The organism is Acinetobacter pragensis (assembly GCF_001605895.1).
Lineage (GTDB): Bacteria > Pseudomonadota > Gammaproteobacteria > Pseudomonadales > Moraxellaceae > Acinetobacter > Acinetobacter pragensis.
The window spans coordinates 12809-34149 of record NZ_LUAW01000004.1 but is presented as its reverse complement, the minus strand read 5'-3'; the positions used below and the strand labels follow the sequence as shown (position 1 = coordinate 34149).

Here is a 21341-nt window from a genome sequence, read left to right as displayed (position 1 = left end):
ATTGAAGAATTAACAACCAAAAAGTATATTTAATAAATCAATAAATATTTGAATATTAAAAATTAAAGGGGAAAAAAGTGAAAATTAAGCGTATATCAAAAATTGATAATTTTTCTATTTTTAAAGATTTTGATTGGAATACAGCTTTAAATCTTGGAAATGGCCAGACTTATGACTTTAAAGATATCAATATCTTTTATGGGCGTAACTATTCAGGTAAAACTAGTCTTTCTAAAATTATCCGATCTCTAGAAAAACATACTATTTCACCAAAATATGATTATCCTAATTTCAAAATTGAACTCTCAGATAGCTCTATCATTTCGCAAAGTAATCTAACCACATTTACTCACCCAATTCATGTTTACAACTCAGATTTTGTGAAAGAAAATCTCAAATTCATTCATGATGAGAATGCAAACATTGAGTCTTTTTCAGTGACATTAGGTGGTAACAATCAGCAGATTTTAGATCGGATTCAAGAATTAAAAGATGAATTAGGTTCAAATGATGAAAATGCTAAATCTGGTGTTTTCCTTAATATTCAGAATAAAGAAAATGACGTGAAAAATGCTAAAGAAAATTACAGTATTAGAAATGGTGATTTAGAAAAGTTGCTTACAGATAAAGCAACACGTAATTCTGATTCAATAAAAAAACAGCATCTTTTATTTGGTGATATTAACTACACTATTGCAAAATTAAAACAAGATATCGTCTTAGCTCAAAATGCTACATTTCAAGTCTTAACAGAGACACAAATAACTGCTCAAGAAGCTCTAATAAACCAAAATGAATTACCAGATCCTTCTGAACTTTCAACTTATAATTTAAATTTTCAATCACTCATTCATTCAACAACTGAAATTCTAAAAACTGTTGTCGGTGGTTCAAATAAGATTGAAGAATTAAGACATAATCCTTCTCTAAACTCATGGGTACAAACAGGTCATTCATTACATAGAGATCGTACTCATTGTGCATTTTGTACAAATGAAATTTCTGCTAAAAGACGCCAAGAACTAGCTCAGCATTTTGATCAAGAAACTCAGAATCTTCAAAATCGTATATTAAAAGGTATTGAGCGCTTAACAAGTTTAATAGATGGGGAAAATCTCAAAATTGATTTTGATATTAATCAGTATTATCAACAATATCACGCAGAACTTTCATCATTAAAAACTAAGCTGACCACTGCTATTGAAAAGCAAAAAATATCACTTGAACAACTGAAAGCCTTACTCGTACAAAAAAATGGGAAGCTATTTACAGAATTAAAGGCTGAATATCCACAAGATCATTCACTAGAAATCGAAAATATAATTCAACAAATTGATGCTGTACGAACACATTGCATTCAGCAAAATGACCTACTTGAAAATCAAAAAAATGAAGCTAAAAATGCTTTACGTCTAAACCACGTTTATCATTTCTTACAAGATATTAATTTCACTCAACAAAACTTAGATATAAACCTAGCTTTCCAAGCAATTTCACCATTAGAAACTGAATTAACAACTCTTAAAGCTCAAAAAGATGCAATTACTGCTGAAATTAAAACGGAAGAAGATAAGTTAAAATCTGAGGGTGAAGCTTGTATTCGTATTAATAATATTCTTAATCATGACTTTGGTCACCAAGCACTTAGCTTAAAAGCAATTGACAACCCACAGGCTCAAAATATTCACTTTGAAATTCAACGTAATGGAACAAAAGCCCATAACTTAAGCGAAGGTGAGCAAAGTCTGATCTCTTTTTGCTATTTCTTAGCAAAGGTACAGAATTCTTTAGATAATGGCGATAACCCAATTATTTGGATAGATGATCCAATCTGTAGCTTAGATAGTAATCATATTTTCTTTATTTTCTCATTAATTGAAGAAAAAATTTGTAAGGAGAAAAAATTCTCTCAACTCTTTATTTCAACACATAATATAGAATTTCTTAAATATTTACGTCGTATTCAAGGCGTTGAATCCGATAATGCAATTGGGCAAGTTGGAGAACTAAAAAGAAAAGCGGGATATTTTTTAATTCAAAGGCATGATAATTTTTCAACCATTCGACAAATGCCTCTTTATTTAAGTAAGTTTTTAACTGAATTCAACTTTTTATTTGATCAGATTTATAAATGTGCAACCGTGAATCAAATTGATGATTCCAATTTCCACATTTTTTACAATTTCGGAAACAATGCACGAAAATTTTTAGAGATTTATACTTTCTATAAATTTCCATCTCCAACGTATCAATTAGATAATCAACTAAAGACTTTTTGGGGTGAGCAAATTCATAAAACATTAACTGACAGAATTCATAATGAATATTCACATATGACCGGTGTACTTGAACGTGGTGAAACTATTTCCGAACAACCTGAAATGCAAAAATCAGCTAAAGCTATTATCAATAAAGTTCAAGAAGTAGATATAATTCAATATAATGCGTTATTAGAAAGTATAAATATTTCAATTCAGAATGACTCACTTCATCCTAGTCATCAGACACCATAAAACATAAAAAAGAGCGCCTAAGCGCTCTTTTTTATTGAAATATTTAGGTCACCCTAAATAGCCTCAAGCATAGCTTTCGGAATAAAACTGGCACGAAGCCTAGTCTGCCGCGAGCATAGCTCTTGGCGTAATTTAGGCGGACAGCAGTGCTGTCCGAAAGCCCTAAATTACTCCCATTCAATAGTCGCTGGTGGTTTAGATGATACGTCATAAACAACACGTGAAACGTCTGCAATTTCATTCATGATGCGTGTAGAAATCTTATCTACTAAGTCGTATGGAAGGTGAGCAAAACGCGCTGTCATAAAGTCAACAGTTTCAACGGCGCGAAGCGCGATTACCCATGCATAACGGCGGCCATCACCGACTACACCAACAGATTTAACAGGCTGGAATACTGCAAACGCTTGCGCAGTTTTGTCATACCAGCCGCTGGCGCGGAGTTCCTGCATGAAAATGTCATCAGCAAGACGCAGAATATCCGCATATTCTTTCTTCACTTCACCAAGGATACGCACACCAAGACCTGGACCTGGGAATGGATGACGGTAAAGCATTTCAAATGGCAAGCCTAAAGTTGTACCTAAACGGCGAACTTCATCTTTAAACAAATCACGGATTGGTTCAACCAATTCAAAAGCTAAATCTTCCGGTAAACCGCCCACGTTATGGTGCGATTTAATCACATGCGCTTTGCCGTTTTTAGTAGCCGCAGATTCAATCACGTCAGGGTAAATTGTACCTTGCGCAAGGAAGTTCACACCATCCAGCTTACGCGCTTCTTCAGCAAAGACTTCAATGAATTCACGGCCAATAATTTTACGTTTTTTCTCAGGATCAACTTCGCCCGCAAGCGCGGTTAAGAAACGGTTTTCCGCATCTGCACGAATCACACGGATACCCATGTTTTTCGCGAACATGTCCATCACTTGCTCGCCTTCATTTAAGCGAAGCAAGCCGTTATCTACAAATACGCAAGTCAATTGATCGCCAATTGCGCGGTGTAAAAGCGCCGCCACGACAGAAGAATCCACACCGCCTGAAAGGCCAAGCAATACTTTTTGATCACCGATTTGTTTGCGCAACTGCTCAACACGCAAATCGATGATGTTTTCAGAATTCCAAAGGTTACGGCACCCGCAAATTCCATGCACAAAGTTAGACAATAACTCAGCGCCTTTGGCCGTATGCGTCACTTCTGGGTGGAATTGAATACCGTAAAAACGGCGGGCTTCATCAGAAACCATGGCAAATGGACAGCTTGGCGTGCTTGCCGTCACTTGGAAGCCTTCAGGAATAGCCGTAACTTTGTCTCCGTGGCTCATCCAAACTTTCAGCTGGTCTTTCGTATCTTCAAGATCGCCAATCAGTTTGTCACGGACTTGAATGTTGACTTCAGCATAGCCAAACTCATGTACAGTGCCCGGCTCGACTTTACCGCCCAGCTGCTCTGACATGGTCTGCAAGCCATAGCAAATACCGAGAACCGGCACGCCTAAGTTGAATACAACTTCTGGCGCGCGCGGACTACCTTCTTCATGAACACTTTCTGGACCGCCTGAAAGGATGATCCCGTTTGGGTTAAATGCACGAATGTCTTCTTCAGACATATCAAATGCGTACATTTCTGAATAAACACCAGCTTCACGTACACGACGTGCAATAAGCTGGCTATATTGAGAACCGAAATCCAAAATAAGGATACGATCTTCAGTAATTTGGGTATTGGTAGTCATGGCAAAACAACTATGCAGGCAACGAATATAAGCGCGATATTCTAGCATTTTTCCACGCAATGCGCACACTATTCGGGCAACCCTTAAAATTGGCCTGTTTCAGTAGAATCCGCAAAGAAATTTTTCTTATAAACGCAAAAAAATCTGTTTCATTTCAAACACCAGAAAGCAGTATTCACTGCGTTCTGATTTATACCGCGCTGATGAAATCCCGATTTACTCAAATTTACTTTCAATCACATGGTCTGCGCTGAATTTTCCTGCGCCGTGCAGCATTAAGAACAGCAGGCCGCCTGTCATGGCAAAGTTTTTCATAAAGTTGATGCTGTCTTCTGCACTGCCATGAAATAAAAATGCCGTGATTAAACTAAACACCGCCAAGCCGAATGCGGCGAATCGCGCTTGAAAACCCAGCAGCAGCGCCAGACCGCCGCCCAGCTCAACCAGAATAGTGAAAGGCAATAATGCCCCCGGTACACCCATCGACTCCATATAGCCCGCAGTTGCGCTATAAGCTGTCAACTTTCCCCAGCCTGCCACAATAAAAATATACGCCATAAATGCGCGGGCAATAAAGCTGAGAAGCGTATTCATCTGAGCGTTTGCACTGAGATTTTTCAGCGTTGTATTGGGATTAAACATAGGACACCTTATTGAATTCTGCTTAAATGATGTGAGTATGCTACGGCGTTGCCAATAACAAATAAATACTGTTTTTTAAGACTTATTGTTCTATTTTTAAAACGGATGCTCAGGAAATTAATTACGTTTTAATACTGACTTTAATAGACTGGACTGATAGGATTCCATTACATTTTCGTTTGTTTTTTATTCATGGAACTTATTGATTTTATATTACATGTAGATGACCATCTGCTGGAATTCATTGCCAATTACGGCGTGTGGATTTACGGAATTCTGTTCCTGATTATTTTTGTTGAAACCGGCTTAGTGGTCATGCCATTTTTACCCGGCGACAGCCTGCTTTTTGCAGCCGGCGCATTGGCGGCCTCTACAGGCGCAATGAATCCGTGGGTTTTATTTATTCTTCTCTTTATGGCGGCCGTATTGGGCGACACGCTGAACTATCATATCGGCAAGTACATTGGCCCTCGAGTATTTGAAATTGAATCCCGCTTTATCAATAAGCAGCATTTGATAGCCACACAGAGCTTTTTTGCTAAACATGGCGGTAAAACCATTATTTTTGCGCGCTTTATTCCATTTGCGCGCACTTTTGCCCCTTTTGTAGCTGGCGCAGGCAGCATGAATTATAAATTCTTCCTGAGCTACAATGTCATTGGCGCGCTGTGCTGGACGGGTTCATTCATTCTTTTGGGCTATTTATTCGGCAATATGCCCATTGTGAAAGATAACTTCACGCATTTAATTTTCGGCATCATCATCATCAGCGTATTGCCGGGCATTGTCGGATTTGTCCGTCAAAAAATGAAAAAAAGCGGATGATAAGCAGCGCGGCCCGCTTATGAAAAAAAGCGGATCAGTACCGGCAGCATGCAAAGCACCAGCATCATGGCCGATCCTTTATATAAAAGATCGGCTTTGATCTGCTTGGTATCACCCGACAGAATTGCCCGCCCAAATGACATCCAAAACAAAGCGCAGGGCAGCAGCACCAAGCTGAACACGGCAAAGACCAAAATAAAATTAGTGGGATTTTCCCAAGTTTCCAGCGGTAAAATACCGGCGGCGAACAGCAGCGCTTTGGGGTTTTTCAACGTTGAAAAAAACAGCTGCCGCGGACGGATCGCCGTGTTTTTCTGATTATGTTTCTGTAAATCTGAAGACTTCCAAAGATGAAAAGCCAGCCAGAATACATACAGCATACTGAGAAAATGCAGGATATGAACTAAATTGGGCCAAACCGGCGAGCTCAAATGAAGCAATAATGCCCACATATTAATGGCATAAAAATAGCCGAAGAACTCTGCAGGAATAAATAAACTGGTTTTGGCGATGCCCTGCTGATGTGCGGAGCTTGCCAGTAATGCATTGGTCAGTCCCGGTGTCATCAGAACAGCAATCATTGCCAATACAAAAAGCCAACTCTCAATCATAAGCACCTGAATTTACCCAAAAGTGCGCACACCTTATCTGAAATGATTTTATAAAAACAAGTACGGTGCAGGTTAAAAATTCATTGCATTTACTGCACAATAGAAAATCTGAATCAAATCTCAAGCCCTAGAACGGGTAAGATTTAAGCATATTTTTTATTTTTAATTAATATTTTTTAAATACTTATAATAAATTTAAAGACAATAGCCTGCGTCAATGCACATGCTGGTTAAAGCCTGAGAACCGCAGAGCCGTATCGACAAGTTTTATTACATTTTTTCCGGTTCAGCGCATTTTTTTAAATACGCTGAGCAGGGAATTCCATCATTCAAGCAGGTTTGCTATTGAGCCGCTTTGGCCTGCGGAATCATTGGGCAGCCTTTGAATTTGGCAGCCTGCAGAACAGCTTCCTGCTCCCCCATTAAGCGCGAAATTTCTGTATTTTTAGTATTTGAAGACTGCCCCATATTGACTGAAACACTTGGCCCGATTCCCCAACCGCCGCCGCTGCCCCAGCCGCCGCCTAAACCGACACCGACACCCATGCCTGTGCGCTTAGCAGGCTGTACGCCATTATTCAAATACTGCTGAATGCGGTTATATTCACTTTGCAATTGAAAGCAGTTCAATGACTGGTACTGTGTAGGCGAAACATAGGTCGGTTTCACCGTTGTAGCGCATGCGCCCAACAGTAAGGCGCTGGCCGCCAATAAGCTTAATTTGATTGCATTCATAATGTTCTCGATCTTATTTTTGCTCAATTTCATTGAACAACGATTGATAGGCCTGCGTCAATTTATGATCTGCTGCCAAATGGATCAGCGGCTGATTTTTATGGTGCGATTCTTTCATCAGCACCGATGGAGGCAGCATGCTGTTCAGCACCGGCAAGCCCTCATCTTTCAACTGCTGCACCACCTCTCGCGGCAGCTTGGCCTGAACCTGATACTGATTCACCACAATCCCTTCAATTTCCAAACGATCATTGTGATCGTCCTGCGTTTCAATCACATTTTCAATTAATGTCTGCAGGGCGCGCTTCGAAAAGACATCGCAATCAAATGGAATAAGCACGCGATCTGCGGTAATCAGCGCCGACAAAGTAAAAAAATTGAATGCCGGCGGCGTATCAATAAAAATACGGTCATATTTGCCATTCAGCTGCTGCAATGCATCACGCAATTTATAAATCTTATGTTTAGACTCGAGCGCATGCGCCAGAGCGCCTAAATTCGGGCTGGCCGGAATCACATCTAAGTTTTTAAAAGGCGATTGATGCACATAGCTGTCCAATCCTTTCGCCCGGTTTTTTAAAATCGAACCGATCGCATTGCCCAGCAGGCCTTTGCTTTGCTGTGTCCCCAGCACTTCTTCAAAATAGCTTTCAATATTGGGTTCTAATGCCGGCTTATCGGCTGAATATGTAGCGTCATCCCCCAGCAAATACTGGCTGGAATTGGCCTGAGGGTCCAAATCAATCACCAGTGTTTTGAAGCCTTGATGCGCGCTGATGGCGGCTAAATTGACTGCAATACTGGATTTTCCAACCCCGCCCTTTTGGTTAAATACCACTCGTGTAAGCATTCAAACCCCCTCTATCTCATTATTATTTCGACTGTTCTCAGTCTACCTGAGAACAGTTTATGTTCAATTTATTATGTCTGACAATTTATAAAGTCTGGTGATCAGCCAAAGTTCGGCTTTATCACCACCAGGCCAATAATAGCCACCAATGCAACGGCGGCCAAAAACAGACCTGCGCGGCGCTGCTGCAGCTTCAGCTGATCTCCCTTGCGGTAAGCTTTGCTTAAAGACGACAGCAGGACCAAGAACAAAATCACTTTGGCATAGAACCATGGCTGCACATCAAAATTTTTCATAAACAGCAGCACGATGCCAGTCCCTGCAATCAGCGTCATGGATAAATGCTGCAATGCAACAAATAGCGTACGCCCCGCAGGATTCGGCTGATTGCCCTGCACGCCCTTGAATAAGGTAAAAGCGCGTCCGATAATGACCAGACACACCAGCGTTACAGCGGACATATGTATGATTTTAATCAGCAATTGTGTTTCCATATCAGTTATATGTCCTTTTAAGGCTTTGGAGCATGCGCGCATTCTGGGCTAGACGTATCTTGCCCCTTCCATTCTTCAGGCAAAAAAGCATGTATCGCCAAGGCATGAATATTGCCCGGCCCGAGCAGATCGCCTGCTGCGGCATACACTTTCTGATGGCGCTGCACCAAGCGCAGGCCTGCAAAGGCCTCACTGACAATCAAGGCCTTAAAATGTGACTCTTTGCCGGGGAAATAACCGCCGTGGCCAGCAGATTCATTCACGATCTCTAAATGGCTGGGAGATAACTGCTGTAAACGTTCGATGAGTTGCTGTTCCAAGCTCAAGGCTGCGCTCCAAAATCTAAAAAACTGTTCTAAGTATAACGTGTTCTCACAGCAGGTTTCGCAGCCGCCGCCAAATTAAAATTATGGCAGGTGCCTATGAGCTGATGATTTTGCCTAAAAATTTAGCATTTCTTGCGGAATTGTTTTTATTTTATGCAATTGAACCAAGGTTTTTCATAAAGTTATTGACCTTCAAAATGCTTACTGTATTATACGTGGCTATGCGGGAATAGCTCAGTTGGTAGAGCATAACCTTGCCAAGGTTGGGGTCGGGAGTTCGAATCTCCTTTCCCGCTCAAAATTTTTTCATTCGGTTTTTTATTTAAAAAATTGGATAGACTCCGCGGGAATAGCTCAGTTGGTAGAGCATAACCTTGCCAAGGTTGGGGTCGGGAGTTCGAGTCTCCTTTCCCGCTCCAAATTTTTTCATTCAGTTTTTTATTTAAAAAATTGGGTAGCCCTGCGGAAATAGCTCAGTTGGTAGAGCATAACCTTGCCAAGGTTGGGGTCGAGAGTTCGAGTCTCTTTTTCCGCTCCAAATTCAAAAAGCCCCGATCGAAAGATTGGGGCTTTTTTCTTGCTGTCCTTATTAATTTTTCTTTATTCTGAGCGTGCTCCGCGCCATTAAAATCCATCTGATTTTCGACCTTAGTGGTAAGCCAAGCCTCTTTAAGATATTCCTTTTAAGTTTATTTATACTTTAAAATCAATATTATATTAATTTCTTATATTTTCAGTCATTAAATCCTTACACTTGGTAGGTCTTTGGTAGGTGTGATTTTCAGGACTGCTATTCAATACTCATTTTACGGTGAGCATCACCCATAACAATGACGACAATGAATGGTAGAAGGAATCGCACCATGGCTTTTAAAAATATTGCAGATCAAACGAACGGTTTTTACATCCCTTGCGTATCGCTGTTTGGCCCAGGCTGCGCCAAAGAAATTGGCGGCAAAGCGCAAAACTTGGGGGCTAAAAAAGCCCTCATCGTAACCGATGCCGGTTTATTCAAATTTGGCGTCGCAGACACCATTGCCGGCTACTTAAAAGACGCCGGTGTCGACAGCCATATTTTCCCTGGCGCAGAACCCAACCCAACTGATATTAACGTGCATAACGGCGTCAAAGAATATAACGATAATGGCTGTGACTTTATTGTGTCTCTTGGCGGCGGTTCTTCGCATGACTGCGCGAAAGGCGTGGGCCTAGTGACGGCAGGCGGCGGCCACATCCGTGACTATGAAGGCATTGATAAAAGCACTGTGCCGATGACCCCGCTGATCGCCATTAACACCACAGCGGGCACGGCTTCAGAAATGACCCGTTTCTGCATCATTACCAATACCGACACGCATGTCAAAATGGCGATTGTCGACTGGCGCTGCACCCCGCTGATTGCCATTGATGACCCGAAACTGATGATTGCCAAACCGGCTGCACTCACCGCCGCAACAGGAATGGACGCGTTAACGCATGCTGTTGAAGCCTATGTCTCAACTGCGGCAACGCCAATTACCGATGCCTGTGCAGAAAAAGCCATCAGCATGATCAGTGAATGGCTCAGCCCCGCGGTTGCCAATGGTGAAAATTTAGAAGCGCGCGATGCCATGAGCTATGCGCAATATTTAGCGGGCATGGCTTTCAACAATGCATCATTAGGGTACGTGCATGCCATGGCGCACCAGTTAGGCGGTTTCTACAATCTGCCGCATGGCGTCTGCAACGCGGTATTATTGCCACACGTTTGCGAGTTCAACCTGATTGCCTGCCCTGACCGCTATGCGCGCATTGCACAGCTTATGGGCGTGAATACTAACGGCCTAACGGTCACCGAAGCGGCATTCTCAGCGATTGAGGCGATCCGTGAACTGTCGCAATCCATTGGCATTCCATCCAGCCTTTCAGAGCTGGGCGTAAAAGAGCAAGATTTGGGCATTATGTCTGAAAATGCGCAAAAAGATGCCTGCATGCTGACCAACCCGCGTAAAGCGACGCATGCTCAAGTGGTTGACATCTTTAAAGCTGCGCTCAAATCCAGCGCGTCAGTGCTGGATTTTAAAGCCGCGGTCTAAGCTCCCTCCTTAACCTTTTATTTGCTTTGGCAATTTAAGCGCAATGAAACAGCCCTTCATGCCGTTTCATTGGGTCAGCCTATCCTTGCTGGCCTGTGCGCTTAAATTGCCTTTTTTATTGGTAATTGACAAAATTTTAAACTTCATCAAGGATAAGAAAATCCATGACAATAACAATCAGAGCAAACTATGTCGGCAACAGCAATTCCTCTAATGTATCAACCCGATATCCTCGGCGCAGGCTACGAACAAGCCGCGCTGCACTTCCCTGATGATTATGAAGGCAAAGTCATTGCCACCTTAGTGCGCAAAAAAGCCCAGCAAAGCACACAAAAAGCGGTCCTGTATATTCATGGCTTTATTGACTATTTTTTTCAAACGGAAATGGCGGAGCAATTCAATCAGCACGGTTTTGACTTTTACGCGCTGGATCTAAGAAAATACGGCCGCTCCATTTTACCGCATCAAAAATATTATAATATTCGCGAAATTGCAGAATATGATGCAGAAATTACTCAAGCGCTGGACATCATCGGCGCTGAACATCATGACAGTGTCCTGCTGTGCGGCCACTCTACAGGCGGCCTCACCACAACATTGTATGCTGCGCATCATCCCAACCATCCGCTGATTAAAGCGCTGTGGGTCAATAGCCCTTTTTACGATTTCAACATGAATCCAATTAAGCGCAAATTAGGGCTGCCGAAGCTGAGCCGGATCGGCAAGATCTTTCCCGACCTGCAGTTCCCCAGCGAACTGAACAAATGGTATACCGCCAGCCTGCATAAAGATTTAAAAGGCGAATGGGACTTCAGCCTGGACTGGAAAAAAACGGCATACCCTAAAGTTCGCCTAAGCTTTGTCAGGGCAATTTTTGAAGCGCAAAAAGAAATTCACCAAGGCGTTAAAATTGATGTGCCCGTATTGGTAATGCACTCGCACCAAACGAAAAACCCGCGTAAATGGGGCAAAGACGCGCAGACCAGCGATGTAATTTTAGGAGTTAAAGATATTCAAAAATATGCCAAAAAAATTCAAGGAGATGTCACTGTGCAAAGCATCCGCAATGGCTTGCATGATTTAGTGCTGTCGCAGAAGCCTGTCCGCGATGCTGTGTATCAGCAGCTGTTCCGCTGGCTGGCCGATAAGGGCCTATAGCGCGTCATCAGCTGCTGCCGTAGTGCTTTTGCTTCAGCAGCGTTTGATGAATCGGATGATGCTTGGGCATCAGCTCAATCAACCGTTCAACCGCATCAATGGCTTCAGGGAATCTTGCCACATGGCGCAGCAGCACATCGGTTTCATTGGCCTTGAAAATCGCATCGCTGAGGCGCGACTCTAAACAGTCCCGCCAAGCGCACAAAAATGGACTTTCCGTTTTAGCCAAGAAAACGCCTGAACATAATTTCAGCGCAGATTCGGTATAGCCAGCGTCCAGCGCCTGCTCCGCCAGCAAGAAATCCGCTTCAACATTGGCTAAAATCCGATAAGGCCGAGACCCCAGCATGCCGCCCAATACATCACGCAGCTGCGACATTTCAGCTTTTAAAGTGCCGATGCTGACCTTGCGCTCGCCATAGAGCGCCTGATGCAAAGTGTCCAATGTCATGCCCTGCGGGCACAGCGCCAAAATCGTTAGAATTTCAATCTGCCGCGGTGTCATGACCAGCACTTTGCCGTTAAACAGCACTTGCGAGGCCGAAAATGCCCGAATATACAGCTGCTGCTTATACTGCTCCTGCAGCGCCGATTGAATAATGGACGCACAGCGCTCGGCCGCCAGCAAACCTAGGCTATTGTGGTTTTTCCATGTCGTAGATAAATCAATCACCCCTAGAATCTGCTTGGAATACGGGTCAATAATCGGCGCGGCATAGCATACCCAGTCATGAATTGACGCCATATAGTGTTCATTGGAAAAGACACAGCTGGATTGCTGGGTTTTTAAAGACAATGCCAGCGCATTCGTGCCGACCAGTTCTTCTTTCCATTGCCCGCCCTCCATAAAATGCACGCTTTCAGCCGCGCTCCGCATCTGCTGGCTGGAGGCTGTCCAAATAATGGTGCTGCCCACATCCCCAACCGCTACCACCATGGAAGACTGCTGCGCAATATGCTTTAAATCTTCAGCGCAGTGTGTCAACGCCTGCTGCAGCGCATTCGGCGCCTGCTTGGCCGCAGGCAACATCGGCGCTGCCAAACGACCTTGGGGAATTTCGGCTGTTCTGGAGCGCTGCCAAGAACTGTGTATGCTTTGCCCCAGCAGTTCAGCATGCATGGGCGATAGGCTGCTGCTTTGCCTAAATTGTTCTATTTGCTTCCTTTTTTCTACTAAATTCTGCATCACGGTCATCCTTTAGCTTCTCAAGCTATGACTGATCATCTATCCCTGTAATTGCTATCCTTGTAACCATTTGTCTGAAGGTTGTAAACCGTCATTCAACCAACCTTTTTCCAACCTTATATTAGGTATGCTAGTTAAATAATGTACAAAAGTACCTTATACCAAAGCAGTAAGCTTTGAGATAAAGCACACCATAATAAGCAAAGGAATTTTCATATGCGTTACGTCGATCCCAACCAACCCGGTTCAAAAATTCAATTTAAATCACAATATGAAAACTTTATTGGCGGCAAATGGGTGCCGCCTGTAAATGGAGAATACTTCGACAACATCTCCCCTGTCGATGGCAAAGTATTCACTAAAATTCCGCGTTCCTCTGCCGCTGATATCGAATTGGCGCTGGATGCAGCGCATGAAGCCAAAGCCTCTTGGAACAGCTCATCACCAACTACACGCTCAAATCTGCTGCTGAAAATTGCAGACCGTTTAGAACAAAACCTCGAACTGCTTGCTGTCGCGGAAACGTGGGACAATGGCAAGCCTGTCCGTGAAACTTTAGCGGCGGACATTCCTTTAGCGATTGACCATTTCCGCTATTTTGCAGGCTGTATCCGCGCGCAAGAAGGCGGCATTTCAGAAATTGACGAAGACACTATTGCCTACCACTTTCATGAGCCATTGGGTGTAGTCGGGCAGATTATTCCGTGGAACTTCCCTATTTTAATGGCGACATGGAAATTGGCGCCGGCATTGGCCGCAGGCAACTGCATTGTTTTAAAGCCTGCTGAACAGACTCCTGCCAGCATTCTGGTTCTGGCTGAACTGATTCAGGATTTATTGCCAGCGGGCGTACTCAATATTGTCAACGGTTACGGTGTCGAAGTCGGCCGCCCGCTGGCAACCAACCCGCGCATTGCTAAAATTGCATTTACCGGATCTACAGCTGTCGGCCAGCAAATTATGCAGTATGCCACTGAAAATATTATTCCAGTGACGCTGGAACTCGGAGGCAAATCACCGAATATTTTCTTTGAAGATATTATGGACCAAGATGACGATTTCTTGGATAAAGCGCTGGAAGGCTTCGCCATGTTCGCCCTGAACCAAGGCGAAATCTGCACCTGCCCTTCACGCGCGCTGGTGCATGAAAGCATTGCAGACAAGTTCCTGGAAAAAGCCATTGAGCGCGTCAAACGCATTAAGACAGGCCATCCGCTCGATACTGACACCATGATTGGCGCACAGGCATCTCAAGAGCAGCAGGATAAGATTCTAGGCTGTATCGCTACGGGCCGTGCTGAAGGCGCGCAAGTATTGACTGGAGGCGGTGAGCGTCAGGAAGTTGGAGAAGGCTTCTATATTGAGCCGACCATTTTCAAAGGCGACAACAGCATGAAGATTTTCCAGGAAGAAATCTTTGGGCCGGTATTGTCAGTGACCACCTTTAAAGACTTTGACGATGCGATCAAAATTGCCAATGACACCATTTATGGCTTAGGCGCTGGGGTTTGGTCACGTTCCACACATACCTCTTACCGTGCGGGCCGCGCCATTCAGGCAGGGCGCGTATGGACCAACTGCTACCACATCTACCCTGCGCATGCGGCTTTTGGCGGCTATAAAAAATCAGGCATCGGCCGTGAAAACCACAAAATGATGCTTGATCATTATCAGCAAACCAAAAACCTGCTGGTCAGCTACTCCACCAAACCAATGGGCTTCTTCTAATCCATTGCTGATGCATTCTAAATTCAAAGCGGACTCCGGTCCGCTTTGAGTTTTTTACCGCTGCGCGCTATGCGCCTCATTCATCTTCAGCCCATGCCTGCACAGGCTGATGAGTTTTTCCAAAAATATAAAAATCAAAGGATTGCACGCATATACACACGATGAGCAGCAGCAGCCAAACCCTGAAAAGACGCAGCATTATCCAAATCTCTTTAAATAGATTGCCCTCAGCATATTTAAAATTAACGATCTCATCTAATATAGAATTTATCGCAATCCATCTTATTTTTAGATATGAAAACCCTTAAGCAATTTCAATATTTTATCGCGATTGTTGAACACGGCAGCTTTACCGCCGCCTCCGAGCATTTATTTATTGCCCAATCGGCTTTAAGCCGCCAAATCAAAATACTGGAAGATGAATTAGAATTTATTCTCTTTGACCGCACCGAAAAGAAAATCCAGCTTACGCCGGCCGGCCAGTCGTTTTATCAAAAACTTAAAGCGCATTTAATTCAGCTTGAAAGCTCGATTGAAGTTGCGCAAGGCATTGCTCAAGGCCGGGGACGCTGCCTGCAGCTGGCGCATTCCAGCAGCATTGTTTTAGATCCGCCTAAAATTCAGGCCCTGCAGAGCCTTTGCCAGCAGCAAGGGATCGAGATTGAAATCAATACACTGTCCTCTGAACAGCAAATCGGCGCTGTGCTCAATGGCTCAATCGATCTCGGCCTCATCCGGCCGCCTGTCCTTCACCCAATGACGGACATCAGCTGCATCGAGCTATATGCGCAGCCTCTGTTCGCTGCGGTGCATAAAAACCATCCTTTTTTTCAGAACAAAAGCAGCATCGGCATTGATGAATTGAGCGGGCAAAAATTTGTATCCACACCGCATGCGGAGCGTGGCGGATTAAGCTATTTAGCCGCCAATCTATGCCTAAGCCATGGCTTTCATCCGCAGAAAGCCAGCATACGCTCCCGGAAAATGTCACAGCTGGCCTTAGTCGATGCCGGATTGGGCATATGCCTTGTGCCCGAGGAATTCCGCAGCATCCTGCCGGATTCAGTCAAGCTCATTGCACTGCATCCCGAGCCGCTGCCCTCTAAAGTTTGCTTAATTTGGAGCAAAAATGCCGATGAATTCATTGGAAAAACGGCAGAGGCTTTTCAGCGCTGCTATCATGCCCGTCCTGAACCCAGCTGAAATCTGCACCTGCCGCTCAAGCGTGCTGATAGAAAAACAGATCAGTGAATTCCGTATTTTTTAATGCAGCCTTTCCATTCGTCCAGAAAAGCCAAATGTTCATATTTTTTGGCTTAGGCTGAAAATTTAAGGCAATTTTATTCGCCGATCATATAACTTTGTCATTTTTTATTCTTTTCAATTGCTTAAAGATTGTGCATATATGCATTCTTTTGAAATGCAGGCCGCTTTAAAAGTCTGCGCGGACTGTGTATAACAATGAACCTGAAAGGGAAAATGATAAGCATAGGCAAAGAACGCAAAAAAACGTTAGACTATGCGGCAATCCATACAAGTTTAATGTCTTCACAGAAGACGAAAAAGAAGGTGAAGGCTGATGCCGCTCAATACAGTTGAAGAGCTCGTAGCAGATATTCGTGCAGGTAAAATGGTCATCCTGATGGATGATGAAGACCGTGAGAATGAAGGTGATTTAGTCATTGCTGCGACTCACGTGCGCCCTGAAGACATTAACTTCATGATTACCCATGCCCGCGGCTTAGTCTGCTTAACACTCAGCCGCGAACGCTGCGAACAGCTGAAACTGCCGCTTATGGTTGACGCCAACGGCGCTCAGCACGGCACAAACTTCACGCTGTCTATTGAAGCAGCTAAAGGCATTTCTACAGGCATTTCACCTGCAGAGCGCGCGCATACTATCCAAACAGCAGTTGCTGCGCATGCAAAACCTGCAGATATTGTACAGCCAGGCCATATTTTTCCATTGATGGCGCAGCCAGGCGGCGTACTGCACCGCGCAGGCCACACCGAAGCCGGCTGTGATTTATCTCGCTTGGCCGGCTTGGAACCGGCATCGGTGATTTGTGAAATCATCAATGAAGACGGCACCATGGCGCGCCGTCCGGACTTGGAAGTGTTTGCAGAAAAACACGGCCTGAAAATCGGCACCATTGCGGATCTGATTCACTACCGCATGACCAATGAACAGACAGTAGAGCGCATTGACCAGCAAACACTGGACACTGAATACGGTACATTTGAACTGTTCCGCTACAGAGAAATCGGCAATCCGGATATCCATTTGGCGCTGGTAAAAGGCGAACCGAAGCAAGGGATCACTACGGTGCGTGTACACGGCTTCAGCCCTGTGCGCGATTTGCTGAAAATCAACAAGCAAGACGGCGAGCCCGCGTGGAACTTAGATAAAGCGTTGAAAGAAATCGCATCAAGCGAGCGCGGTGTATTGGTCTGGATTGGCCAACGCCATTTGCAGGACTTAGGCCCCGCATTAGAAAGCCTGGCTGCGCCAAAACCGACCAAATCCAGCGCTGCGCTGTCTCAGCAATATCAAACTATTGGCGTGGGCGCACAAATTTTGCGTGATTTAGGCGTAGAAAAGATGAAGCTGTTGAGTTCACCTTTACGCTTTAATGCGCTATCAGGCTTTAACTTAGAAGTGGTGGAATATATCACCGCACATCAAACATCAGAGAAATAATCGAGGTTGCTATGGCAGTTCGCCGTATTGAAGGTATGTTGAATCTCGCAAACGAAGACCGTTATGCGATTTTAGTTGGCCGTTTTAACAGCTTTGTTGTCGAACATCTGCTGGATGGTGCAATTGATACATTGAAACGTCATGGCGTATCAGAGGATAATATCACTGTTGTTCACGCACCAGGCGCATGGGAACTTCCAGTCGTTGCTAAGAAATTGGCAGAAACTGAACGTTTTGATGCGGTAATCGCATTGGGCGCAGTGATCCGCGGCAGCACGCCTCACTTCGATTTTGTGGCTGGCGAATGCGCAAAAGGCTTAGGCGTTGTTGGCCTGAACTCTGGCCTGCCGGTCATTAATGGTGTATTGACTACGGACAGCATTGAACAAGCGATTGAACGCTCGGGTACAAAAGCAGGTAATAAAGGCGGTGAAGCTGCCTTGACTGCTATTGAAATGGTTAACTTGTTAAAGGCTATTTAACGCTATGTCGCAAACACTTCAAGCAACTTATGCAGCAAAACGCAAAGCACGCCGTTTTGCTGTGCAAGGAATTTATGAATGGCAGATGAGCCACAATCCAGTCCATGAGATTGAAGCGCGCACACGCGTGGAAAATGCCATGCACAAAGTGGATCTAAGCTATTATCATGAATTGTTGACTCAAGTGGTTGCCAATCATGAAGCATTGGATGCGCTCTTAATTCCTGTACTGGACCGTGAACTTTCTGCGCTGGACGGCGTAGAGCTTGCCACCCTTCGTCTTGGCGCGTATGAACTCAAAGAGCATCTTGAAATTCCATACCGTGTTCTTTTAGATGAAGCGATTGAGCTGGCTAAACATTTTGGCGGTGCAGACAGCCATAAGTACATCAATGGTGTATTGGACCGTTTAGCAACGACGCTACGTGCAGCAGAAAAGCAGCAAGCTCAATAATTTAAGTTGATTTGCGCGTATGGCTGAGTTCTCACTTATTGACACCTATTTCAATCGAAAGAATACCCATTCAGTCGATTTGGGCGTCGGGGATGACTCAGCCCTGCTCACTCCCCCTCCGCATCAGCAATTGGTCATCTGCGCCGATACGTCTGTTGCAGGACGGCATTTTCCGCTGAATACCGATCCGCATGCCATCGGCTGGAAATCCGTTGCGGTCAACCTGTCCGACATTGCGGCCATGGGCGCAAAACCGCACAGCATTTTACTTGCTTTGAGCTTACCCCAAATTGATCATGCTTGGCTGAAAGGCTTCAGTCAGGGCTTGTATGACTGCTGCGATCAATTTGGCGTGAGTTTAATTGGCGGCGACACCACGCAAAGCCCCCACCTCACCATCACCGTCACAGCGCTGGGCTGGATTGAATCGGGCAAAGCCGTGACCCGCTCAGGTGCAATGCCTGATGATTTAATCTGTGTCAGCGGCACCGTCGGCGATGCCGCCTACGGCCTGCAGCATTTAGGCCACCCGCTGCAAAAGCGGCTGGACTATCCCACCCCGCGCTGCCAGCTTGGACAGCAGCTCAAAGGCTTAGCCTCCAGCATGATCGACATATCTGACGGCTTAGCGCAGGATTTAGGGCATATTTTAGATGCTTCCAACGTGGGCGCAATTTTGCAATTGGAAAATATTCCAGTCTGCCCCGAAGTTGCAAAATTAGAACAAGAAAAGAAATGGCAAACCGCTTTAGCCGGTGGTGATGACTATGAATTATGCTTTACAATAAGCCCGAACAACTATCAGCTGCTGATGCAGCAAAAATTAGATGTAAACCTGACAATTATTGGACAAATCACCCAAAATTTGGGATTAACTTATTTTCAGAATGGCGTAAATTGTTCCATTCCATTTCATGGGTATCAACATTTTGCATAAACCAGAAATTAATTTTAAGCAAATGAACTGGCTGAACCGGTGCATCGTTTTTTGCGGTGTCGGCTTTGGTTCAGGCCTTGCCCCGAAAGCGCCGGGCACTTTCGGCTCGGCATTTGCCTTACTGTTTATTCCATTCTGGCTTGCAATTGGCTTTTTCAACACCATATTCGCCATAGTTTTAATGTCTTTAATCGGTATTTATATCTGCGGGCAAACAGCTAAAGTCATGGGTGTGCATGACGATGGCCGAATTGTGTGGGATGAATTTGCAGGTCAATCCATCACCTTTTTGCCTTTGATTTACCTTGGAACAATGAACTGGCTCTGGGCGCTCATCGGTTTTGGCCTATTCCGGCTGTTCGATGTTTGGAAGCCTTGGCCGATCAGCGTGATTGACCGTCAAGTTGGCGGCGGATTCGGCATTATGCTGGACGATATCATTGCCGGTATTTGGGCCGCGCTCTGTATCTGCATTTATTTTTATTTCACATCTGTATGATGAAAACACCCCCTAGGATCTGACATGTCTACTAGCGTTATCATTCTCGCTGCAGGTAAAGGAACACGCATGCGTTCCAGCTTGCCAAAAGTCCTACAGCCATTGGCTGGCCGCCCTTTGCTTGGACATGTAATCGAGACAGCAAAAAAACTCCACGCCGATAATATTATTACAATTTACGGACACGGCGGCGATCTGGTTCAAAAAGAATTTGCGCAAGAACAAGTACAGTGGGTTGAACAGGCTGAACAGCTCGGTACAGGCCATGCGGTAAAAGTAACGCTGCCTGTACTGCCAAAATCAGGCCAATCGCTGATTTTATCCGGCGATGTGCCATGCATCAGTCAGGCAACACTGCAAAAACTGCTGAATGCCGCTCAAAATACTGGCATCGGCCTTGTGACGCTTACCCTGCCGAATGCTTCCGGCTATGGCCGTATTGTGCGTGAAAATGGCAAAATTCAAGCCATTGTGGAGCATAAAGACGCCAACGATGCTCAGCGTCAAATTAAAGAAATCAACACTGGCATTTACTGTGTCAGCAATGCCAAATTGCATGAGTGGCTGCCAAAACTATCCAATAACAATGCGCAAGGCGAATACTATCTGACGGATATTGTCGCAATGGCAATTGCAGACGGCTTAGAAGTCGAGTCTGTCGAACCTGAACGCGCATTTGAAGTTGAAGGCGTCAATGACCGCGTGCAATTGGCGGCTTTAGAACGTGAATTCCAAGCCGATCAAGCAAAACTGCTGATGCAGCACGGCGTACATTTAATTGATCCAAGCCGTTTTGATTTGCGCGGAACGCTGGTTGCCGGCACAGATGTGCGAATTGACATCAATGTCATTATTGAAGGCCGCTGTGAATTTGGCGATAACGTTGAAATTGGCGCCGGCTGCGTCATCAAAAACACGCAAATTGCATCAGGCACAAAAGTTCAGCCGTACAGCATCTTTGATAATGCTATTGTCGGTGAAAACACCCAAATCGGTCCATTCTCGCGTTTGCGCCCAGGTGCAAAACTGGCCAATGACGTACATATCGGCAACTTTGTTGAAGTTAAAAACTCATCGATTGGCCTAGGCTCAAAAGCCAACCATTTTACCTATTTAGGCGATGCCGAAATTGGCGCAGGCTCAAACATTGGTGCTGGTACCATTACCTGCAACTATGATGGCGCAAACAAATTCAAAACAGTTATTGGCAATGCCGCTTTTATTGGCTCGAACAGTTCATTGGTTGCTCCTGTCACCATTGGCAATGGCGCAACTGTCGGTGCAGGCTCAACTATTACCAGTGATGTTGCTGACCATTGCCTAGCCGTTGAACGTTCAAAACAATTCGTGAAAGAAAACTATCAGCGTCCGCAAAAGATCAAGAAATAA

General features: G+C 44.7%; 20 protein-coding genes and 3 tRNA genes. 15 read left to right on the top strand and 8 right to left on the bottom strand.

All coding sequences use genetic code 11. The features are described from left to right. Positions 1-77 precede the first annotated feature (77 nt). Positions 78-2513, top strand: coding sequence for an AAA family ATPase (locus tag AZH43_RS01655; protein ID WP_067665861.1), 2436 nt, complete (start codon positions 78-80; stop codon positions 2511-2513). A gap of 167 nt (positions 2514-2680) precedes the next feature. Here AZH43_RS01655 and guaA read toward each other — a convergent pair whose 3' ends face one another. Then, positions 2681-4249 (bottom strand): glutamine-hydrolyzing GMP synthase, encoded by a 1569-nt coding sequence (gene guaA / locus AZH43_RS01650; RefSeq protein ID WP_067665858.1) that lies wholly within the window; start codon positions 4247-4249, stop codon positions 2681-2683. 216 nt (positions 4250-4465) lie between these two features. Then, positions 4466-4891 (bottom strand): DoxX family protein, encoded by a 426-nt coding sequence (locus AZH43_RS01645; RefSeq protein WP_067665855.1) that lies wholly within the window; start codon positions 4889-4891, stop codon positions 4466-4468. A 192-nt stretch (positions 4892-5083) separates the two neighbouring features. Here AZH43_RS01645 and AZH43_RS01640 point away from each other — a divergent pair, with 192 nt between their 5' ends. Beyond that, a complete protein-coding gene (locus AZH43_RS01640; protein ID WP_067665852.1) occupies positions 5084-5716 on the top strand; it encodes a DedA family protein in 633 nt (210 codons plus the stop codon). 17 nt (positions 5717-5733) lie between these two features. Here AZH43_RS01640 and AZH43_RS01635 read toward each other — a convergent pair whose 3' ends face one another. The 5 genes from AZH43_RS01635 to AZH43_RS01615 all read right to left on the bottom strand — a co-directional run bounded on the left by AZH43_RS01635 (position 5734) and on the right by AZH43_RS01615 (position 8732). After that, positions 5734-6327 carry a LysE family translocator gene (locus AZH43_RS01635; RefSeq protein ID WP_067665849.1) on the bottom strand — a complete coding sequence of 198 codons (594 nt, stop codon included), beginning with the start codon at positions 6325-6327 and terminating at the stop codon, positions 5734-5736. A 342-nt stretch (positions 6328-6669) separates the two neighbouring features. Continuing rightward, positions 6670-7062: a hypothetical protein gene (locus AZH43_RS01630; protein ID WP_067665866.1), complete on the bottom strand. Its 393-nt coding sequence runs from the start codon at positions 7060-7062 to the stop codon at positions 6670-6672. A gap of 13 nt (positions 7063-7075) precedes the next feature. Then, a complete protein-coding gene (locus tag AZH43_RS01625) occupies positions 7076-7912 on the bottom strand; it encodes a ParA family protein (RefSeq protein WP_067665846.1) in 837 nt (278 codons plus the stop codon). Positions 7913-8013: 101 nt separating this feature from the next. Then, on the bottom strand, positions 8014-8406 hold the full coding sequence (locus AZH43_RS01620) for a SirB2 family protein (RefSeq protein ID WP_067665843.1): 393 nt from the start codon (positions 8404-8406) through the stop codon (positions 8014-8016). Between the two features lie 17 nt (positions 8407-8423). Further along, positions 8424-8732: a BolA family protein gene (locus AZH43_RS01615; RefSeq protein WP_067665840.1), complete on the bottom strand. Its 309-nt coding sequence runs from the start codon at positions 8730-8732 to the stop codon at positions 8424-8426. 223 nt (positions 8733-8955) lie between these two features. Between AZH43_RS01615 and AZH43_RS01610 the strand changes: the two genes are divergently transcribed. The 5 genes from AZH43_RS01610 (at position 8956) to AZH43_RS01590 (ending at position 11965) form a co-directional block, all read left to right on the top strand. Continuing rightward, a tRNA-Gly gene (locus AZH43_RS01610) sits at positions 8956-9028 on the top strand. Between the two features lie 47 nt (positions 9029-9075). Further along, positions 9076-9151 (top strand) — tRNA-Gly (locus AZH43_RS01605). Between the two features lie 43 nt (positions 9152-9194). Continuing rightward, positions 9195-9270, top strand: a tRNA-Gly gene (locus tag AZH43_RS01600). A 325-nt stretch (positions 9271-9595) separates the two neighbouring features. After that, positions 9596-10807 carry an iron-dependent methanol dehydrogenase gene (mdh, locus tag AZH43_RS01595; protein WP_067665837.1) on the top strand — a complete coding sequence of 404 codons (1212 nt, stop codon included), beginning with the start codon at positions 9596-9598 and terminating at the stop codon, positions 10805-10807. A 189-nt stretch (positions 10808-10996) separates the two neighbouring features. Next, complete coding sequence (locus AZH43_RS01590) at positions 10997-11965, top strand: alpha/beta hydrolase (RefSeq protein WP_067665834.1); 969 nt, start codon at positions 10997-10999, stop codon at positions 11963-11965. Between the two features lie 7 nt (positions 11966-11972). Here the strand turns inward: AZH43_RS01590 and AZH43_RS01585 are convergent, their stop codons facing one another. After that, entirely contained in the window at positions 11973-13160 is a 1188-nt protein-coding gene (locus tag AZH43_RS01585) for a sigma-54-dependent transcriptional regulator family protein (RefSeq protein ID WP_067665830.1), read from the bottom strand. Positions 13161-13367: 207 nt separating this feature from the next. Here AZH43_RS01585 and exaC point away from each other — a divergent pair, with 207 nt between their 5' ends. From exaC to glmU, 8 genes are all read left to right on the top strand, one after another. Continuing rightward, positions 13368-14879 (top strand): acetaldehyde dehydrogenase ExaC, encoded by a 1512-nt coding sequence (gene exaC / locus AZH43_RS01580; RefSeq protein WP_067665827.1) that lies wholly within the window; start codon positions 13368-13370, stop codon positions 14877-14879. 294 nt (positions 14880-15173) lie between these two features. Beyond that, the gene (locus AZH43_RS01575) at positions 15174-16082 is read left to right on the top strand and encodes a LysR family transcriptional regulator (RefSeq protein WP_067665824.1); all 909 of its coding nucleotides are present in this window, start codon (positions 15174-15176) and stop codon (positions 16080-16082) included. A 376-nt stretch (positions 16083-16458) separates the two neighbouring features. Then, positions 16459-17580 carry a bifunctional 3,4-dihydroxy-2-butanone-4-phosphate synthase/GTP cyclohydrolase II gene (ribBA, locus tag AZH43_RS01570; protein WP_067665822.1) on the top strand — a complete coding sequence of 374 codons (1122 nt, stop codon included), beginning with the start codon at positions 16459-16461 and terminating at the stop codon, positions 17578-17580. Positions 17581-17591: 11 nt separating this feature from the next. Next, positions 17592-18062, top strand: coding sequence for a 6,7-dimethyl-8-ribityllumazine synthase (gene ribH / locus AZH43_RS01565; RefSeq protein WP_067665820.1), 471 nt, complete (start codon positions 17592-17594; stop codon positions 18060-18062). Positions 18063-18066: 4 nt separating this feature from the next. Beyond that, a complete protein-coding gene (gene nusB, locus AZH43_RS01560) occupies positions 18067-18516 on the top strand; it encodes a transcription antitermination factor NusB (protein WP_067665814.1) in 450 nt (149 codons plus the stop codon). A gap of 19 nt (positions 18517-18535) precedes the next feature. Next, positions 18536-19453, top strand: a complete 918-nt coding sequence (thiL, locus tag AZH43_RS01555; protein ID WP_067665811.1) for a thiamine-phosphate kinase — start codon at positions 18536-18538, stop codon at positions 19451-19453. Beyond that, a complete protein-coding gene (locus AZH43_RS01550) occupies positions 19431-19952 on the top strand; it encodes a phosphatidylglycerophosphatase A family protein (RefSeq protein WP_067665809.1) in 522 nt (173 codons plus the stop codon). The genes thiL and AZH43_RS01550 overlap by 23 nt, the downstream gene beginning before the upstream one ends. 24 nt (positions 19953-19976) lie before the next feature. Further along, positions 19977-21341: a bifunctional UDP-N-acetylglucosamine diphosphorylase/glucosamine-1-phosphate N-acetyltransferase GlmU gene (gene glmU, locus AZH43_RS01545; RefSeq protein ID WP_067665806.1), complete on the top strand. Its 1365-nt coding sequence runs from the start codon at positions 19977-19979 to the stop codon at positions 21339-21341.

Bases quoted from the DNA above. Each gene is read 5' to 3' on its own strand.
- guaA (WP_067665858.1), bottom strand. From the start codon at position 4,249: ATGACTACCAATACCCAAATTACTGAAGATCGTATCCTTATTTTGGAT.
- AZH43_RS01645 (WP_067665855.1), bottom strand. From the start codon at position 4,891: ATGTTTAATCCCAATACAACGCTGAAAAATCTCAGTGCAAACGCTCAG.
- AZH43_RS01640 (WP_067665852.1), top strand. From the start codon at position 5,084: ATGGAACTTATTGATTTTATATTACATGTAGATGACCATCTGCTGGAA.
- AZH43_RS01635 (WP_067665849.1), bottom strand. From the start codon at position 6,327: ATGATTGAGAGTTGGCTTTTTGTATTGGCAATGATTGCTGTTCTGATG.
- AZH43_RS01630 (WP_067665866.1), bottom strand. From the start codon at position 7,062: ATGAATGCAATCAAATTAAGCTTATTGGCGGCCAGCGCCTTACTGTTG.
- AZH43_RS01625 (WP_067665846.1), bottom strand. From the start codon at position 7,912: ATGCTTACACGAGTGGTATTTAACCAAAAGGGCGGGGTTGGAAAATCC.
- AZH43_RS01620 (WP_067665843.1), bottom strand. From the start codon at position 8,406: ATGGAAACACAATTGCTGATTAAAATCATACATATGTCCGCTGTAACG.
- mdh (WP_067665837.1), top strand. From the start codon at position 9,596: ATGGCTTTTAAAAATATTGCAGATCAAACGAACGGTTTTTACATCCCT.
- AZH43_RS01590 (WP_067665834.1), top strand. From the start codon at position 10,997: ATGTCGGCAACAGCAATTCCTCTAATGTATCAACCCGATATCCTCGGC.
- AZH43_RS01585 (WP_067665830.1), bottom strand. From the start codon at position 13,160: ATGACCGTGATGCAGAATTTAGTAGAAAAAAGGAAGCAAATAGAACAA.
- exaC (WP_067665827.1), top strand. From the start codon at position 13,368: ATGCGTTACGTCGATCCCAACCAACCCGGTTCAAAAATTCAATTTAAA.
- AZH43_RS01575 (WP_067665824.1), top strand. From the start codon at position 15,174: ATGAAAACCCTTAAGCAATTTCAATATTTTATCGCGATTGTTGAACAC.
- ribBA (WP_067665822.1), top strand. From the start codon at position 16,459: ATGCCGCTCAATACAGTTGAAGAGCTCGTAGCAGATATTCGTGCAGGT.
- ribH (WP_067665820.1), top strand. From the start codon at position 17,592: ATGGCAGTTCGCCGTATTGAAGGTATGTTGAATCTCGCAAACGAAGAC.
- nusB (WP_067665814.1), top strand. From the start codon at position 18,067: ATGTCGCAAACACTTCAAGCAACTTATGCAGCAAAACGCAAAGCACGC.
- thiL (WP_067665811.1), top strand. From the start codon at position 18,536: ATGGCTGAGTTCTCACTTATTGACACCTATTTCAATCGAAAGAATACC.
- AZH43_RS01550 (WP_067665809.1), top strand. From the start codon at position 19,431: ATGGGTATCAACATTTTGCATAAACCAGAAATTAATTTTAAGCAAATG.
- glmU (WP_067665806.1), top strand. From the start codon at position 19,977: ATGTCTACTAGCGTTATCATTCTCGCTGCAGGTAAAGGAACACGCATG.